15 protein-coding genes are annotated in these 14989 nt (G+C 68.7%); 6 read left to right on the forward strand and 9 right to left on the reverse strand.

The features are described from left to right. Nucleotides 1-51 precede the first annotated feature (51 nt). The gene (locus AB0F70_RS01510) at nucleotides 52-2652 is read right to left on the reverse strand and encodes a glycoside hydrolase family 48 protein (protein WP_357442728.1); all 2601 of its coding nucleotides are present in this window, start codon (nucleotides 2650-2652) and stop codon (nucleotides 52-54) included. 333 nt (nucleotides 2653-2985) lie between these two features. Between AB0F70_RS01510 and AB0F70_RS01515 the strand changes: the two genes are divergently transcribed. Further along, nucleotides 2986-4485, forward strand: a complete 1500-nt coding sequence (locus tag AB0F70_RS01515; RefSeq protein ID WP_357443577.1) for an SDR family NAD(P)-dependent oxidoreductase — start codon at nucleotides 2986-2988, stop codon at nucleotides 4483-4485. Between the two features lie 442 nt (nucleotides 4486-4927). Here the strand turns inward: AB0F70_RS01515 and AB0F70_RS01520 are convergent, their stop codons facing one another. The 6 genes from AB0F70_RS01520 to AB0F70_RS01545 all read right to left on the reverse strand — a co-directional run bounded on the left by AB0F70_RS01520 (nucleotide 4928) and on the right by AB0F70_RS01545 (nucleotide 8474). After that, nucleotides 4928-5224 carry an RloB family protein gene (locus AB0F70_RS01520; protein ID WP_357443579.1) on the reverse strand — a complete coding sequence of 99 codons (297 nt, stop codon included), beginning with the start codon at nucleotides 5222-5224 and terminating at the stop codon, nucleotides 4928-4930. Nucleotides 5225-5326: 102 nt separating this feature from the next. Then, nucleotides 5327-5848 carry an ATP-binding protein gene (locus tag AB0F70_RS01525; RefSeq protein ID WP_357442730.1) on the reverse strand — a complete coding sequence of 174 codons (522 nt, stop codon included), beginning with the start codon at nucleotides 5846-5848 and terminating at the stop codon, nucleotides 5327-5329. Between the two features lie 69 nt (nucleotides 5849-5917). Beyond that, nucleotides 5918-6610: an NAD(P)-binding domain-containing protein gene (locus tag AB0F70_RS01530; protein ID WP_357442732.1), complete on the reverse strand. Its 693-nt coding sequence runs from the start codon at nucleotides 6608-6610 to the stop codon at nucleotides 5918-5920. A gap of 26 nt (nucleotides 6611-6636) precedes the next feature. After that, entirely contained in the window at nucleotides 6637-7020 is a 384-nt protein-coding gene (locus AB0F70_RS01535) for a DUF2255 family protein (RefSeq protein ID WP_357442734.1), read from the reverse strand. Nucleotides 7021-7073: 53 nt separating this feature from the next. Then, a complete protein-coding gene (locus tag AB0F70_RS01540) occupies nucleotides 7074-8096 on the reverse strand; it encodes a zinc-dependent alcohol dehydrogenase family protein (RefSeq protein ID WP_357442736.1) in 1023 nt (340 codons plus the stop codon). A gap of 3 nt (nucleotides 8097-8099) precedes the next feature. Further along, nucleotides 8100-8474, reverse strand: a complete 375-nt coding sequence (locus tag AB0F70_RS01545) for a carboxymuconolactone decarboxylase family protein (protein WP_357442738.1) — start codon at nucleotides 8472-8474, stop codon at nucleotides 8100-8102. A 176-nt stretch (nucleotides 8475-8650) separates the two neighbouring features. On the opposite strand from AB0F70_RS01545, the gene AB0F70_RS01550 reads away from it, so the two are divergent. The 5 genes from AB0F70_RS01550 (at nucleotide 8651) to AB0F70_RS01570 (ending at nucleotide 13159) form a co-directional block, all read left to right on the forward strand. Then, a complete protein-coding gene (locus AB0F70_RS01550) occupies nucleotides 8651-9556 on the forward strand; it encodes a helix-turn-helix transcriptional regulator (protein ID WP_357442740.1) in 906 nt (301 codons plus the stop codon). Further along, nucleotides 9553-9975, forward strand: a complete 423-nt coding sequence (locus AB0F70_RS01555; RefSeq protein ID WP_357442742.1) for a cupin domain-containing protein — start codon at nucleotides 9553-9555, stop codon at nucleotides 9973-9975. The genes AB0F70_RS01550 and AB0F70_RS01555 overlap by 4 nt, the downstream gene beginning before the upstream one ends. A 2-nt stretch (nucleotides 9976-9977) precedes the next feature. Beyond that, nucleotides 9978-10964, forward strand: a complete 987-nt coding sequence (locus AB0F70_RS01560; RefSeq protein ID WP_357442744.1) for an aldo/keto reductase — start codon at nucleotides 9978-9980, stop codon at nucleotides 10962-10964. A gap of 43 nt (nucleotides 10965-11007) precedes the next feature. After that, nucleotides 11008-11991 (forward strand): aldo/keto reductase, encoded by a 984-nt coding sequence (locus AB0F70_RS01565; protein WP_357442746.1) that lies wholly within the window; start codon nucleotides 11008-11010, stop codon nucleotides 11989-11991. A gap of 532 nt (nucleotides 11992-12523) precedes the next feature. Then, on the forward strand, nucleotides 12524-13159 hold the full coding sequence (locus tag AB0F70_RS01570) for a hypothetical protein (protein WP_357442748.1): 636 nt from the start codon (nucleotides 12524-12526) through the stop codon (nucleotides 13157-13159). A gap of 1242 nt (nucleotides 13160-14401) precedes the next feature. Here the strand turns inward: AB0F70_RS01570 and AB0F70_RS01575 are convergent. Both AB0F70_RS01575 and AB0F70_RS01580 read right to left on the reverse strand, forming a co-directional pair. Further along, nucleotides 14402-14743, reverse strand: coding sequence for a type II toxin-antitoxin system PemK/MazF family toxin (locus AB0F70_RS01575; RefSeq protein WP_308292352.1), 342 nt, complete (start codon nucleotides 14741-14743; stop codon nucleotides 14402-14404). After that, on the reverse strand, nucleotides 14740-14988 hold the full coding sequence (locus AB0F70_RS01580) for a ribbon-helix-helix protein, CopG family (RefSeq protein WP_253871117.1): 249 nt from the start codon (nucleotides 14986-14988) through the stop codon (nucleotides 14740-14742). The genes AB0F70_RS01575 and AB0F70_RS01580 overlap by 4 nt, the downstream gene beginning before the upstream one ends. Between the last annotated feature and the right edge of the window lies 1 nt (nucleotide 14989).

Consider the following 14989-nt stretch of genomic DNA (forward strand, 5'->3'; position numbering starts at 1 on the left):
GACACGATATCCGCGGGCCCCTCCGTCAACGATCTGCCTCACCTGCTCCGCTCAGTCAGCCGTACAGGTCACCGGCACCGACGACGGCGCGGTGCCGTTCCCGGTGAACCCCACCTCGGTAGACGCGCCGGCAGCCAGCGACCCGTTCCAGTCGACGTCGGAAACCGTCACCGCCGAGCCCGACGTGCTGAACCGCCCGTTCCAGCCCTGCGTGAACGACGCCGGCGCCAGGTTGAACCTCGCGGTCCAGCCGCCGATCGCGGCGCTGCCCGCGGTGATCCGGACGGCCGCCTGGAAGCCGCCGCTCCATTGGTTCACGACGGTCAGCGAGCCGGTGCAGCCACCCGGCTGCCCGATCGGGCCGTCGTCGGTGGTCGCCGTGACCGCGCCGGACGGTGGCGAGACGTTGCGCGCGGCGTCGTACGCCCGCACCGTGTACCCGTACGCCGTCTCCGGGTCCAGGCCCGACTCGGTGTACGACGTCGTGCTCGAACGGCCCACTACCGCGCCGCCCCGCAGCACCTCGTAACCCGTCACGCCCACGTCGTCCGTGGCGGCGGCCCACGTCAGGGAGACGGAGCTCGCCGTCGTGCCGGTGACCCGGAGGCCGGTCGGCGCCGTCGGCGCCTGCGTGTCCGGCTCGCCGACGCCGTCGCCCAGGAGCCGGTCGTAGTCGGCCATCGCCGTCGCGACGGCGACCTGGGCCCAGAACCGGTGGTAGGTGAACTGCGGCGCGGCGCCGCCGTCCAGGTACTCCTGGACCTCGGGGAACATCGGGTCGTCCTGGTAGAACGACCGGATGTCGAGGAACGACACCCCGGGCTCGACCTGGTCGCCGTTCGGGTTCGTGCCCGACCAGCCCGGCGGCACGTAGGTGCCGTTCCCGCCGGGGGTGAGCTCGTCGTCGAACCGGCCGTAGTCCGTGCGGGTCTCCACCGTGCCGACGCCCAGGGCGTCGCTGTCCTGGGTCCACATGGCGTCGAGCAGGGCCTTGGCGGTGTCGTCAGCGGCCTGGTCGCCCGAGGCCGCCGCGTAGTAGATCAGCGTGCGGGCGAGAGCGCCCGCGACGCCGACGTCCTGCCCGTGGTCCGTCACCTCGACGTGCAGCCCAGAGTTGCTGCCCGGGTTGGCCGGGTTCCACGTGTCGGGCTGGCCGGACCACGACAGCGTGGACGGCACCGCCCAGGAGGTGCCGGTGACGGTGATCTCCGACAGTACCCACGGCACCCACTTCTCCAGGATGGCCTCGGCCCGCGCGTCGCCCGTCTCGTGGTAGAGCTGCGCGATCCGTTCCATGCCCCAGCCCTGCATGCCGATCCACTGGTTCGACGGCGGGTCCTCGTAGACCGGGTCCTCGTCGTAGACCATGTCGTAGAACGTGCTGGTGCCTGCTGGGTGAGCGGCGTAGCGGCCGCCGACGCTGTTGGTCGCGCCGCCGGCGATCCCGCCCTCGTCGGACTGCAGCCACTGGAAGAACTCGATCTGCCGGTCCAGGCTCTCCGACCAGTCGTCCTGCGCGGTCGGTGACGCCGGGACCAGGTCCGGGTCCGTCGACAGCGCATGCGCCGCGAGCGGGTTCTGGTAGCCGAAGTGCGCGTGCGACGACCCGATGCGCCAGGCCCACGGGCCGGACGTGTCCAGCGCGCCGCCCCAGGCGTAGTACCAGGACAGCAGGTAGTGCGCCGAGCTCCGGCCGCTGCCCGCGGGGCACGACGTCGACTCGCAGCCGATCTCCTTGAAGTACTTGTCGAACAGCGAGTAGCGCAGGTAGTCGCCCATCTTGGACGCCTTGTCGACCGTGCCGGCGATCTCGCCGCCGGCGCCCTGCGCCTCGGCGAACTGCTTGGCCCAGTACACGGCCTCGATGGCCCGGGCGTCGGCGTCCGGTGCGTTGGTGTACTTCCACTGCTTCGCGTAGCTCGCGTCGCCCGTGAACAGGTCGAGGTAGCCGTTGGGCCCGCCGTAGGAGAAGTCGTCGATCGACGGCTGCGGGATGGTCTCCCACACCGACTCCTGCGGACCCCGCTGGAACGTGTTGATGTACGAGGGGCCTGGGTGGTTGGGCCCCTGCAGGGTCGACGAGCCAGGCGCCGCGCCGAAGCCGTAGATGTTGTCGACGTCGGAGAGCCAGTGCATGCCGTAGACCTCGGACGTGCCGTAGGTCTGCCGCAGCTCGGAGCCGATCGGGTCCGAGCCGACGGACACACCGGTGTCGAGCTGTGACGGGTACTGGCTCGGATGGTCGTGCTCGGGGGCGTACGTCGCCGGGTCCGCCGGGTTGTAGGCGCCGTTCGTCGGCTGGTTCTCCGTGGTCGGGATCATGTTGTCCTCGAGCGTGTCCCAGGCATGGTTGAACGGGTCCCAGTCCCCCGTGACCTGCCCGTACGACGCCTCCAGCCAGAGCCAGAAGCTGTACGCCTCCGACGTCGTCTCGTGCCCGTAGTCCGGGGCCTCGACCATCAGCGTCTCTGCTGCGTGGTACGGGATCCCCTGCGGCGAGAAGTAGCCGTTCGCCGGGTCGTGGAGCTTCTCGTACATCTCGAGGAACCGGTCGGTGTACTCACCGGCCACCGCGAGCGGCGCTGCCACGGTCGCCCCGCCGCCGTCGTCCTCCGGGGTGACGCCCGGCAGGCCGGCGCTCGCGGGCGCCATCATGCCGATCGTCGCCAGGGCCGCGACGGTGAGCGTCGCGGTCGTCGCGGCTATGCGCCGCCGTCGTCTCGGACTCCTTGGACTCCTCGGAGCCGCTGGGTCTCGGTGCATCCCGTGCATCCCGTGCATGGCGGGCCGCCTTCCTTGGTCGGTGCACATGGCCGACGCCTCGGCGGGCCGGGGCGCGTCATGACTGTCCGGTCGGAGGGCGGCGCCGGGCAACGAACCTAAAGGATTAACGTGGCGGGTTCGTGGGCCGCGCGGGACGCCGTCGGGCAGGCAGCGACAGTGCTCCGACTGGGGTTCCGGCCCGGGCGGCGGGTACCCTACGGCGTGCCAACGAACGCGGGGATCGACCCGGACGAGCTCGCTACCACCCTTCGGGTGCTGGGCAGCCTCAAGGACCTCGACCCCAACCATCCCGACGTCCAGACGGTCAAACGGGCGACCGGTTACATGTGGAAGCTGCTCAAGAAGTCCCGCAAGGCCGCGGTCCGCGATGAGATCCAGGCGCACGACCGGAGCGTCATCGAGCGGACGGCGACCGGTTCGGCGGCGCGGATCGACGACGAGACCGCCGGCATCCCGCTGGTCTCGAACACGACGGGGGCGTTCGCCGGGGAGCTGCGCACCGCCCGCGCCTGCTACATCTGCAAGGCGGACTACACGCTGGTCGACTCGTTCTACCACGGGCTGTGCCCCGACTGCGCCGCGAAGAGCCACGTGCGGCGCGACCAGCGCACGGACCTGACCGGCCGCCGAGCCCTGCTCACCGGGGGCCGGGCGAAGATCGGCATGTACATCGCGTTGCGCCTGCTGCGCGACGGCGCCCACCTCACCATCACCACCCGCTTCCCGAAGGACGCGGTGCGCCGCTTCTCGGCGATGCCCGACGCCGCCGACTGGCTTCACCGGCTCAAGATCGTCGGGATCGACCTGCGCGACCCCACCCAGGTGATCGCCCTGGCCGACGACGTCGCCGCGGCGGGCCCGCTCGACATCCTGGTCAACAACGCCTGCCAGACGGTCCGCCGGTCCCCGGGGTCGTACTCGCAGCTCGTCACGGGCGAGTCGACGCCGGTCGCCCCGCTTCCTCACGGGCTGGTAGCGCCGGAGATGGTCACGTTCGACCACATCTCGGAGGCGCACCCCGCTGCGATCGCGGGGGCGCTGACCGCCCTGTCGGTCGCCCATCACGAGGGGCAGTCGCAGGACGACGCCGTCGCGATGCACAGCGCGGCGTCCCTGACCGCGCTGGCGCTCCGGGCGGGGTCGGCCTCCCTGGACGCCCACCTGGCCGGCACAGCCGTCGACGCCGGCGGGCTGCTCCCCGACCTGCAGACGACCAACTCGTGGACCCAGGTCGTGGACGAGGTCGACCCGCTGGAGCTCCTGGAGGTCCAGCTCTGCAACGCGATCGCGCCGTTCCTGCTGATCTCGCGGCTGCGGCCCGCGATGCGCGCCGCGACGTCCAAGGCGCGGCGCGGGTACGTCGTCAACGTCTCGGCGATGGAGGGGCAGTTCTCCCGCCGGTACAAGTCCGCGGGACACCCGCACACCAACATGGCCAAGGCCGCACTCAACATGCTGACCCGGACCTCCGCTGCGGAGATGTTCGAGAAGGACCGGGTACTGATGACCGCGGTGGACACCGGGTGGATCACTGACGAGCGCCCGCACCAGGAGAAGCTGCGGATCGCCGCAGAGGGCTGGCACGCGCCCCTCGACCTGGTGGACGGCGCCGCCCGCGTCTACGACCCGATCGTCCAGGGCGAGGCCGGGACGGACCTGTACGGCTGCTTCCTCAAGGACTACGTGCCGTCGCCCTGGTAGAACTCGGATCAGGTTGCGATGGACCCGGTCCCCGAAATCTGCCTACGCAACGTTCCGAAAGTTGCATGCCGCAGATCGTGAAAGTTGTAGTCTGGCGTTTCGTAAGTCGCTGTTCTGCAGGGTCTAAGCCGCTGTTCTGCAACGCTACGGAAAAAGAGGGGCCCCGCGGACACGATTGTCCGCGGGGCCTCTCCGTCAGTCGCGAGCGCGGGCTGTCACCAGCCGCGCTCGGCCAGCCGGTGCGGCTCCGGGATCTCGTCGACGTTGATGCCATGGTCCAGGATTGGCACACCTCGCCGGCTACCTCCCAGGTCGAGTCTCTACGCGCACGTTGTCAGGAAGCGCCTTCGACAGCTGCGAGGAACAGGTCCACGTCACTCGACGGGTTGTCATCGGGAAATACGGCGCCGTCCTTCTCTCGCCGCCGCCTCAGTTTCTGTGCTCACATGGACGCGGCGGCGCGGCGCGCAACGAACTGTCCAGCGTCGACATGCTTGCCGTTGACTCCGTCCAACGCCTGCGCTGCCTTCACTGCGTCGGCGGTGGTGAGGAAAGCATCAAGGTCGCGGTCGTGGAGCAGCAACCAGGCTTCGAAGCACGGGTTCGAGAACGCAAGGTGGACCTTGGAGTGCGGTGCGGCCAACGCGACTGTCTCGGACAGCCGGGGATGCTGTCGAGGCGCCTCGACGTCCATGAGGCACCAGATCTCGTCGACATCACCGTCACTCGCCTGCTGTATGCCGGTTCAGTGACCTCGCCTTCGGTCCACACAACCAGGACGCGGCGTGGCTGCTTCCTTGCGCTGGTGCGCGACAGCGACTGCTTTCGCCCCATCGCCGGCTCAGCCCGCGAGCCCGAGCGAGCGCAACCGGGTCGGGTCGATCTCAGGGATCGCTCCGTACCGGCCATGCAGGTACGCAGACTCCAGATTCGCCGACTTGCGGACCCGCTCGCCGGCGAAGTCCGCGAGGGCTCCGAGCTCGGTCGAGCCGTCGGGACGCTTCTGGGTCAGCCAGACCTCGTCGCGATTGAGGTGGGTCAGCAGGCTCGTGTCATGAGTGGAGAAGATCAGTTGGGCGCCGCGGGGGTTGGTGCGCTGGTCGTGGAAGATCTTGATCAGCTCGGCCGACAGGACCGGATGCAGGCTCGCATCGAGCTCGTCGAAGACTACTGGTGCTCCGGTGTTCAACGCTTCGAGGACGGGCGCGATGAGGGCGAACCACGTCCAGGTGCCTTCGGATTCCTGTGACAGGTCGAGCGGCATGGCTCCTTGAGCCGTCTCGTGCAGCAGAAAGGGCCGGCGCTTGACTCCAGCGCGGCGATCCCGGAGCGTCAGGATCCCTCGCGCGGGTTGCCACGGCACGGCGGTTCGCGGTGGCGGCAGGCTGGGCTCAGTGGTCAGTCCTCGCGGGCGCTGAACACACCCCCGGCTCTAGTGGGTGCCGCGGACGACGTTGATGTTCAGCTCCAAGGAGCCGATCCTCCCGGCGAGGGTGAAGAACAGCCGGGAGTACATCTCGACGGCTCGAGCACCGGTGATGTCGCCGAGGTCGAGGATCGATCCGGTAGGCCAGCCGAACTGTTCGAGGATGCCCTCGACGGTCTTCTTCGCTTCGTCGTCGTTCCCGGCGACGAAGATGTTGTGCTCGCCGGGGATGCGGGCCGGGTCGACCATGACTTCGCAGAACACGGTGGTGAGGGACTTGACGACCTTCGTCTCGGGGAAGGCGTGCTGGACCTGCTCGCCGAGGCTGTCGGTGTTCGCCACGGTCAGTGTGGGCGGCATGCCCTGGGAGAAGTCCAGGGGCAGGGCGAGGTCGAGCAGCACCTTGCCGGCCAGGGTGTCCGCGCCGACCGCGTGCAGCGCGTCCAGTGCTACCGCTCCTTGAGTGGCGTTGAGGACGACCTCGGCGTGCGCGCCGGCGTCAGGGAAGGCCAGCAGGCGCACGTCGGGGTGGTCGGTCTGCCATCGAGCGTAGGGCGGGGTACCCATGGTGCCGGCCTGCGTACGGGCCAGGGTCGCCTCGGGGTCTCGGGTGCCGATCACGACGTCGTGCCCGAGGCCTGCCAGGCGTGCGGCGAGGACACGGCCGACCATTCCGGTTCCAAGGACGGCGATTCTCATAGGGTTCATTCCTTCAACGGGGGTTGTCAGTGCGCGTCGCGCGGAGTGATCTCGACGGTCGCGGCCTTCGGCCCGTCGGCGACCATCGGCGGCAGGTAGGGGCTACCGGCGTACTTCCGGGTGTAGGCGGCGTCGATCCTGTCACCCAGCTCGGGTTCGGTGATCGGGACGAACTCGACCGCGTGCTCGTTCCCAGCAGCAGTGATTCGTCCGGCGCGCTGCGCGATCGCGGACCGGTACCAGCGGCCGCGGGGACCGTTGTAGGCACGGACGAACAGGCGCCCATCGAGGACCACCGACCAGATCCAGGTCAGGGTGCCCGTCGTCTCGCCGTCCGCGCGGAAGGGAGCGATGTGCAGGTCGTCGGTCGCGCCGATCTTTTCGATAACGTCGCTGGGCCAGGTGGCCATGGGGATGTCCTCTCTCAGCAGGTTCCGGGATCCGGGTTTTCGGGCGTTCGGCGTCAGGGCTGAAGCAGCGCCTTGATGGCGCGGCGCTCGTCCATGGCCTGGTAGGCGTCGGCGACCTGGCTGAGCGGGAGGGTGAGATCGAAGACCTTGCCCGGGTCGATCTCGCGCCGCCAGATCCGGTCGATGAGGTCGGGCAGGAACCGGCGCACCGGCGCGGGACCGCCGTGGAGGTGGACGCCGGAGAAGAACAGCTCCTGCCCGTCGAGGGAGACGCCGTGGGAGACGCCGACGTAGCCGACGTGCCCGCCGGCCCGGGTGGAGCGGATAGCCTGCATCATCGATTCCTGGGTGCCGACGGCCTCGACGACCGAGTGCGCGCCGTACCCGCCGGTGAGCTCCTTGATCCGGGCCACACCCTCGTCGCCGCGTTCGGTCACGATGCCGGTGGCACCGAACTCGAGGGCGAGCTTCTGCCGGGACTCGTGGCGGGACATGGCGATGATCCGGTCCGCGCCGAGCTGCTTGGCGGCCAGGACCGCGAGCAGCCCGACCGCACCGTCACCGACCACGGCCACTGTCTTTCCGGGGCCGGCCTGGGCGGCGACCGCGCCGAACCATCCGGTGCCGAGCACGTCAGAGGCTGCGAGCAGCGAGGGGATCAGGTCGGCGTCGGGCTGGCCCGGGGTGGCGACCAGGGTGCCGTCGGCCAGGGGGACGCGGAGCAGCTCGGACTGGGCGCCACCTGCCCCGGCGAACTCGACGTGCGCGCAGCGGGACTGGTACCCGGCCTGGCAGATCTCGCAGGTGTTGTCCGAGGCCATGAACGATCCGATGACGAAGTCACCGACCTGGACGTTGCGCACAGCGTCGCCGACCTGCTCGACGACGCCGACGTACTCGTGGCCCATCGCGGTGGGCTGGTTGACCGGGTTGATGCCGCGGTAGTCCCACAGGTCCGACCCGCACACGCACGTGGCGGACAGGCGGATGATCGCGTCGGTCGGGGCGAGGATCTGCGGGTCCTCGCGCTGCTCATAGCGGACGTCGCCGGGGGCGTGGATGACGGCTCCGTGCATGGTTCAGCGCTCCTCGGGGGCAGGGGTGTCGGTGGTGAAGACGTTCTTGGCGACCGTCATCGCGCTCATGCCGTTGGGCCAGCCGGTGTAGAACGTGAGGTGGGTGATCGCCTCCTTCAGCTCGTCCTCGGTGACGCCGTTGCGACGGGCGAAGTCCAGGTGGAACGTGAGCTGGTCGGTCTTGCCCATCGCGGTGAGCGCGGCGATCGTGACCAGGCTGCGGTCCCGCTTGGACAGGCCGTCGCGCTCCCATACCTCGTCGAACAGGACCTTGTCGGTGTAGTGCGCGAGCCCCGGCGCGAAGTCGCCGAAGGCCTGCTGACCCCCGGTCCACCCCCCGGTGCTCTCGACGTCCTCATGGGTGTTGTTCTCGCTCATCAGTGCTCCCTTTCCTTCCGTCTCGGCGCGCTCGCGCAGCACCAGAGGCGAGTTCCGCTCGGCTGCTTCGCGGGCATCTCCAATCAAGCACGCCGCCTGCACAGGTGGGAGTCACTGATGAGAGGTGTCCTGGTAGGGCATCCCTGAGTTCGGTGAGGTGTCGTAACGTCGAAGGCATGGACAACCGGACCGAGGTGCGCGAGTTCCTGATGACGCGCCGCGCCAAGCTCACTCCCGAGCGGGCGGGCCTGCCCACCGGCGGTAGCCACCGCCGGGTCGCGGGGCTACGGCGCAGCGAGGTCGCCGCGCTCGCGGATGTGAGCGTCGAGTACTACGCGAGGATCGAGCGCGGCAGCCTCGTCGGCGTCTCGGACGCCGTGCTCGACTCGATCGCGCGTGCCCTGCAGCTCGACGACGCCGAGCGCGAGCATCTGTTCGACCTTGCGCGTGCCGCCGCCGGCGCGACCGCTCCGGTACGCCGGCGCAAGCCCAAGAACTGGGTCGCCCGCCAGAGCCTGATCCGTGCGCTGGACGTGATCACCGACGGGCCGGCATTCGTGCGCAACGGGCGCATGGACATCCTCGCCACCAACCTGCTCGGCCAGGCGTTCTACGACCAGGTCTTCGAGGGCCCGGGGCGCGGCAACCTGGCCCGGTTCTGCTTCCTCGACGAGCGCGCCAAGGAGTTCTACCCCGACTGGGCGGCCGCCGCCGACGTCACCGTGTCCATCCTTCGGACCGAGGCCGGGCGCGACCCCGGCGACAAGCAGCTGCACGACCTGATCGGTGAGGTGTCCACCCGCAGCGACGAGTTCCGCACCCGGTGGGGCGCGCACGACGTGCGCCGCCACGGCAGCGGCACCAAGGGCTTCCACCACCACGTCGTCGGCGACGTGACCCTGACCTACGAGGGGATGGAGCTCACCGCCGAACCGGGGCTGTCATTCCTCGTCTACACCGCCGAGCCCGGCTCGCCCAGCGAGGAGCGTCTTCGCCTCCTGGCGAGCTGGGCCGCCACGACGACCACCCAGCCGCGGCCGCACGAGTCCGCCGCGAAGAGCCAGAAGGAGACCCGACCATGAAGATCGTCCCCGCGGGCACGACCGTGAAGAACCCGCCTGCGCAGTTCACCGGCGACGTGTGGGTCGACACGATCGTCGCACCGCAGGAGCCCGACCAGCGGATGGTCGTCGCCCGCGTCCGGTTCGCGCCGGGTGCCCGCACCGCCTGGCACTCGCACGCGAACGGGCAGACCCTGCATGTCACCGACGGCGTGGCTCTGATCGGCACCCGTGACGGGAACGTCATCCGGGCGACCCCGGGCCAGACGATCTACACGCCTCCCGGCGAGGAGCACTGGCACGGGGCCGCACCGGACCGGTTCATGGAGCACCTCGCCATGCTGGAGAACGCCGACGACCCCGCCACGACCACAACCTGGCTCGAGCACGTCACCGACGACGACTACACCCGCGCCGACCACACCACGACGGAGGCTTGACCGTGCACACCAGGATCCTCGGCCAAGGCCTGGAGGTCTCGGCGATCGGCCTCGGCGCCATGGGTATGTCCCAGAGCTACGGCCCCAACCCCGGCGACCGCAGCGAGATGATCGCCGTCCTGCGCTCCGCACTGGACAGTGGGGTGACGTTCTTCGACACCGCCGAGGTGTACGGCCCGTACGACAACGAAGACCTCGTGGGTGAAGCCCTGGAACCGGTGCGGGACCAGGTAGTGATCGCCACCAAGTTCGGCTGGGACATCCAGGACGGGCGCAGCGTCGGGCTCAACAGCAGACCCGAGCAGATCCGTCGCGTCGCCGAGGAGTCCCTGCGCCGCCTGCGCACCGACGTGATCGACCTGTTCTACCAGCACCGCGTCGACCCCGACGTGCCCATCGAGGAGGTCGCCGGCACCGTGGGCGACCTGGTCGCCGAGGGCAAGGTGCGCCACTTCGGGCTCTCCGAGCCGTCCGTCGCCACGATCCGTGCCGCGCACGCCGTGCACAGGATCACCGCCGTGCAGAGCGAGTACTCGTTGTGGACCCGCGACCCCGAGACCGAGGTGCTGCCTGCCCTCGCCGAGCTCGGCATCGGGTTCGTGCCCTTCAGCCCCCTGGGCAAGGGTTTCCTCACGGGCACTGTCGACACCACCACCACGTTCACCGACGACGACATCCGCCACCGCGTCCCGCGTTTCGAGGCGGACAACCTGGCCGCCAACCGGGCACTCGTCGACCACGTCAAGGCACTCGCCGACGACAAGGCTGTCACTCCGGGGCAGGTGGCGCTGGCCTGGCTGCTCGCCCAGCAGCCGTGGATCGTTCCCATCCCCGGAACTCGCCGCACCTCCCGCATCCAAGAGAACGCCGCCGCGACCACGGTTGCCCTGTCCGCGGACGAGCGCGCCGACCTCGACGCCCTCGCCCAGCGCGTCGGCGTCCACGGCGACCGCTACAACGCCACCCACATGGGCTACGTCAACCGTTGAGTCGCGCCGCCTGACACCCGCCCGGCCAAGGAAGGAATCACCCATGCAGTACACGCACCTCGGCCGATCCGGCCTGCTCGTCAGCCGTATCGGACTGGGCACCATGAACTTCGGCGATGTCACCGACAAGCCGGCCAGCTTCGAGATCATGGACACAGCGGTCGAGGCCGGCATCAACCTCTTCGACTCTGCCGACGTCTATGGCGGCCCCCAGTCCCCGGACATGGAGAAGGGGTTCGGCACGTCCGAGGAGATCATCGGCGAGTGGTTGGCCAAGAGCGGCCGCCGTGACGAGATAGTCCTGGCCACGAAGGTCTATCAGCCGATGGGGCTCGGGCCGAACGACCGACGCTTGTCCGCCTATCACATCAAGCGGGCCTGCGAAGCGAGCCTTCGACGGCTGCAGACCGATCACATCGACCTGTACCAGATGCATCACGTCGACCGGTCCACCCCGTTCGAAGAGATCTGGCAGGCCATGGAGCAGCTGGTGAACGAGGGCAAGATCACCTACGTCGGGTCCAGCAACTTCGCAGGCTGGGACGTCGCTACCGCCCAGCTGACCGCCCAGTCACGACACTTCCTCGGGCTCGTGTCCGAGCAGAGCCATTACAACCTCACCAACCGCGCCATCGAGCGCGAGCTCGTCCCGGCACTGCAGCACTTCGGCATCGGGCTGATCCCGTGGAGCCCTCTCGCGATGGGGCTGCTCGCCGGTACGCCAGAGAACGACGCCGCCGCGCGCCGCAAGGCCCCCGAGGTCCAGGAGAAGCTGCGCCAGCTCGCCGACCAGCTCGGCAGCTACGAGCGCCTGTGCGCCGAGCTAGGGCATTCGCCCGCAGAGGTGGCCCAGGCGTGGCTGCTGCACCAGCCCGTCGTCTCCACGCTCATCGCCGGCGCCCGCACGACCAGCCACCTCGAAGCGAGCCTGCGAGCCGGATCGATCAGCCTCGACCCCGACACACTCGCCGCGCTCGACCAGATCTGGCCCAGCCCCGGCGAAGCACCCCAGGCCTACGCCTGGTGACCGCGAGCCGCACGACAAGGCACCGCGCGAGCCGACCACGCACCGAACTGGCCAGCCCGAGGACTAACACCTCCCCACGGTCCGACGGCGGTTGTGGGTATCCAGAGGGCGTGCCTACGCCAGATGCTCGGTGAAGAACTCGGCCATGCGCGCCACCGCCGGCTCGACGTATTCGGGCCCGACGTAGAGGTTGAAGTGCGACGCCCCCGGGATCACTAAGTGTCCTTGGACTCCTCGGCCCGGTCGTGTATGCGTTCTGGCTGAATCCCTGCGTCTCCGCGTTCTCCTTCTTCGCCGTCCTCTGATGCCGCTGCGGATCGGGTGCGCTGTCGGCGAGAACTGACGACCGGTGGCAACGTCTGACGGTCTTTCCAGACCGGTAGTCACCCCGCCGACGTCCCAGATCACTGTTCTGAAAGCCGAAACCCGCTGTTTCGTTGCAGGTCGGCAACCGTTCTGGCAACCTCGCGCAGGTTCGCGAGAACATGCAAACGCGCATGTCAAAGGGCGAGGGCACGCACAGGAGATCTTGATGACCCGAAGAACCCGCGCCACGACCGCCGTCGTCGGCGCACTGGTCGCCACCCTCGTTGCCGGCTCCTTCGCTGCCTGCACGAGCGTTCCGGCCTCCAGCCCTCCGGAAGACACGGACACCTCGTCCTCCGAGTCGACGTCACCCGAATCGACGTCGAACACCAGCACCCCCAGCCCGACGGCCGACCCGATGCAGAGGTCCCAGGAGTATGGCGAGCAGATCGCGGCGACGCTCGTCGATGCGCTGGACGGCGCGGAGCGCGCCGCGCCCGATGACATCACTGCCGAGATCTTCGAAACCCCCGACGGCCCGCATGCTTCAGCGACATCAGCCTGGGAGTGGAAGGGCGTGTTCCTCCTGTCCTCGAGATCGGAGGTGTCCGCACAGGAAGCCGTCGAACGCATAGAGGATCAACTTCTGGCCGACGACGAGGCCGGGTGGACCGTCTCCCATACCTACGAGACCGACGACTTCGCGGCACACTCCTACGAGATCGTCCCGGACGGTCGCGCAACCGCCGAGTGGTGGATGGAGCTCTTCGTCAGCATGCCCGAGCCCCCTGCCGAGCAGCGCATCCGCGCCTTCATCTACGGGCCGTCGATCCACGGCCCGGACGTCGAGGGCTCGGAATAGTCACTGCGCCAAGAGCCCGATCGTCGAAGCTGGTGAGGACCGCCCGCGCAGCCTCGGTCGCATACCCATGCCACGCTCCCGGAACCGGCGGATCTGCTCCGGGATAGTTGAGAACGGCTTCGCATAGGTACTGTCCATGCTCGTGACACAGACATCATCCTGGTGTCACTGTGATGCGCAAGAAGAGAACAGACCCGCGTCTCATCGTGAGAAGTGGGCCTGTCATGTTGATGTGACTCAACTGGCTCCCCCAGGGCGGTCAGGAGATCGGGACGCCAGCAAGCCGCAAGAGGGGGACGAAGCATCAGTAATCGCGCTCGGCCAGACGAGCCGGGCAGGCTCGGCATCTGCGCGTTCTCCTCCGCGGTGTCGGACGCAGACGACAGGTACGGCCGATTGATCACAGCGGCGCGCCTCGACGCGACAACCGGTTGCCGGCGGAGGCCGGCCAGAGTCGCACCTGGTTCGCAAGCGCCTCATGGAACCACGCGGCCGAACCTTTGACCGAGCATGTCGATCACCGGCGGCTACGCGTTGGGCAGCCTCGCGCCAAGGCCGAGCTACTCAGCGATCGTGGCTTGGGTGAACCCCGGCTTCCGTCAGGACCTCGATGGCAGCTCCGCCGTCGCCGTACACGACGGTCCCGCTCGCCCACACCTTGCCAGAGAACCGACCGGGGTGGCCTTGTGTCGGGACTGTCCACCAGGATGATCGACGGTCACAGTGAAGACACCGGTGGTGAACGCCGCTACCAGTTGGCCTCTCACCAAAGCGTCTCGCGAGTCCAGCCACCGTTAGGTGTACGAGCGGTCTCGATCTCTTCTGGCGTGGGCACCGTCCCCATGCCGACCAGAGTAGGCGCCGACCCGCGGAAGTCGAGGCAGAACGTGATATCGGTCAGACGTTCATTCGAGTCGGCGCCCCATGCCGGTGTCCAAGATTGACCAGGGACAACACCCAAGACGCCAGAAGCGCCGAGGACCGAGCAGGTCCCCGACGCTCCGGGCATCAACGCTGGTCAGAGACAGTTCACCAGCCGCGCTCGGCCAAGCGGTGCGGCTCCGGGATCTCGTCGACGTTGATGCCGTGGTCCAAGATTGGTACAGGCCGTCGTCTTTGCCGCACGACTTGTGGTCGTTCTGCCGCACACCCAATGGTCGCGCCGCCAGGCACGCCTCATCAGGCGTACACATCAGGGTGCGCAGAAGGACGGACTCCATCGCCCGGCCAGCGGGTCGACCGTCACAGGTCCACCACTCGTCGAAGGCCGGCGTCGACGGCATCCATCAGGTTGTCAGGAAGCGCGAATCCGGTGGGTTCGATGTCAGTGCGGTCCACGGTCATCGGCTGGGACACGTTGACGACCGAGTCCTTCGGCAGCCCGGACGCCAAAGCTGGGAGGAACACGTTGCCAGGATGCCGCGCGAGGGCCGTGTTCGAGGTGATCGGCAGGACGACGACGGTCGCGATGCGGGATTTGTTGTACTGATCGGACTGTACGACGACGGCAGGCCGCCGCTTGGCCGGAGCGCTGCCCCGGGGTTCTCCGAAGTCGACCCAGCACACCTCTGCGCGCCGGATCACCACTCGTCCGAAGCCTCGACCAGGCGCGCGTTCGCGGCACGGCGAAACTCGGCGGTGTCGTCGCCGGGCTGCCCGATGGCGTCGATCGCGTCGTCGATCTGCTCGGTCAGGTCTGCACTGGTCAGTTCGTCGGCGTAGTGCTCAGCGGCACGCCGATAGAACTCCGACCGCGTCATGCCGTGCTTCTGCGCGATGTGGTCGAAGCGCTCCGCCGTGTGGTCCGGGAGGCTGATCGCTGTCTTCATG

Source organism: Promicromonospora sp. NPDC023805, from assembly GCF_040639635.1.
In the GTDB taxonomy this organism is placed as follows: domain Bacteria; phylum Actinomycetota; class Actinomycetes; order Actinomycetales; family Cellulomonadaceae; genus Promicromonospora.

What these genes read in the sequence shown, in the direction of transcription:
- AB0F70_RS01540 (WP_357442736.1), bottom strand. Translation starts at nt 8,096, where the DNA reads ATGCACGGAGCCGTCATCCACGCCCCCGGCGACGTCCGCTATGAGCAG.
- AB0F70_RS01565 (WP_357442746.1), top strand. Translation starts at nt 11,008, where the DNA reads ATGCAGTACACGCACCTCGGCCGATCCGGCCTGCTCGTCAGCCGTATC.
- AB0F70_RS01555 (WP_357442742.1), top strand. Translation starts at nt 9,553, where the DNA reads ATGAAGATCGTCCCCGCGGGCACGACCGTGAAGAACCCGCCTGCGCAG.
- AB0F70_RS01530 (WP_357442732.1), bottom strand. Translation starts at nt 6,610, where the DNA reads ATGAGAATCGCCGTCCTTGGAACCGGAATGGTCGGCCGTGTCCTCGCC.
- AB0F70_RS01550 (WP_357442740.1), top strand. Translation starts at nt 8,651, where the DNA reads ATGGACAACCGGACCGAGGTGCGCGAGTTCCTGATGACGCGCCGCGCC.
- AB0F70_RS01545 (WP_357442738.1), bottom strand. Translation starts at nt 8,474, where the DNA reads ATGAGCGAGAACAACACCCATGAGGACGTCGAGAGCACCGGGGGGTGG.
- AB0F70_RS01535 (WP_357442734.1), bottom strand. Translation starts at nt 7,020, where the DNA reads ATGGCCACCTGGCCCAGCGACGTTATCGAAAAGATCGGCGCGACCGAC.
- AB0F70_RS01580 (WP_253871117.1), bottom strand. Translation starts at nt 14,988, where the DNA reads ATGAAGACAGCGATCAGCCTCCCGGACCACACGGCGGAGCGCTTCGAC.
- AB0F70_RS01510 (WP_357442728.1), bottom strand. Translation starts at nt 2,652, where the DNA reads ATGGCGCCCGCGAGCGCCGGCCTGCCGGGCGTCACCCCGGAGGACGAC.
- AB0F70_RS01570 (WP_357442748.1), top strand. Translation starts at nt 12,524, where the DNA reads ATGACCCGAAGAACCCGCGCCACGACCGCCGTCGTCGGCGCACTGGTC.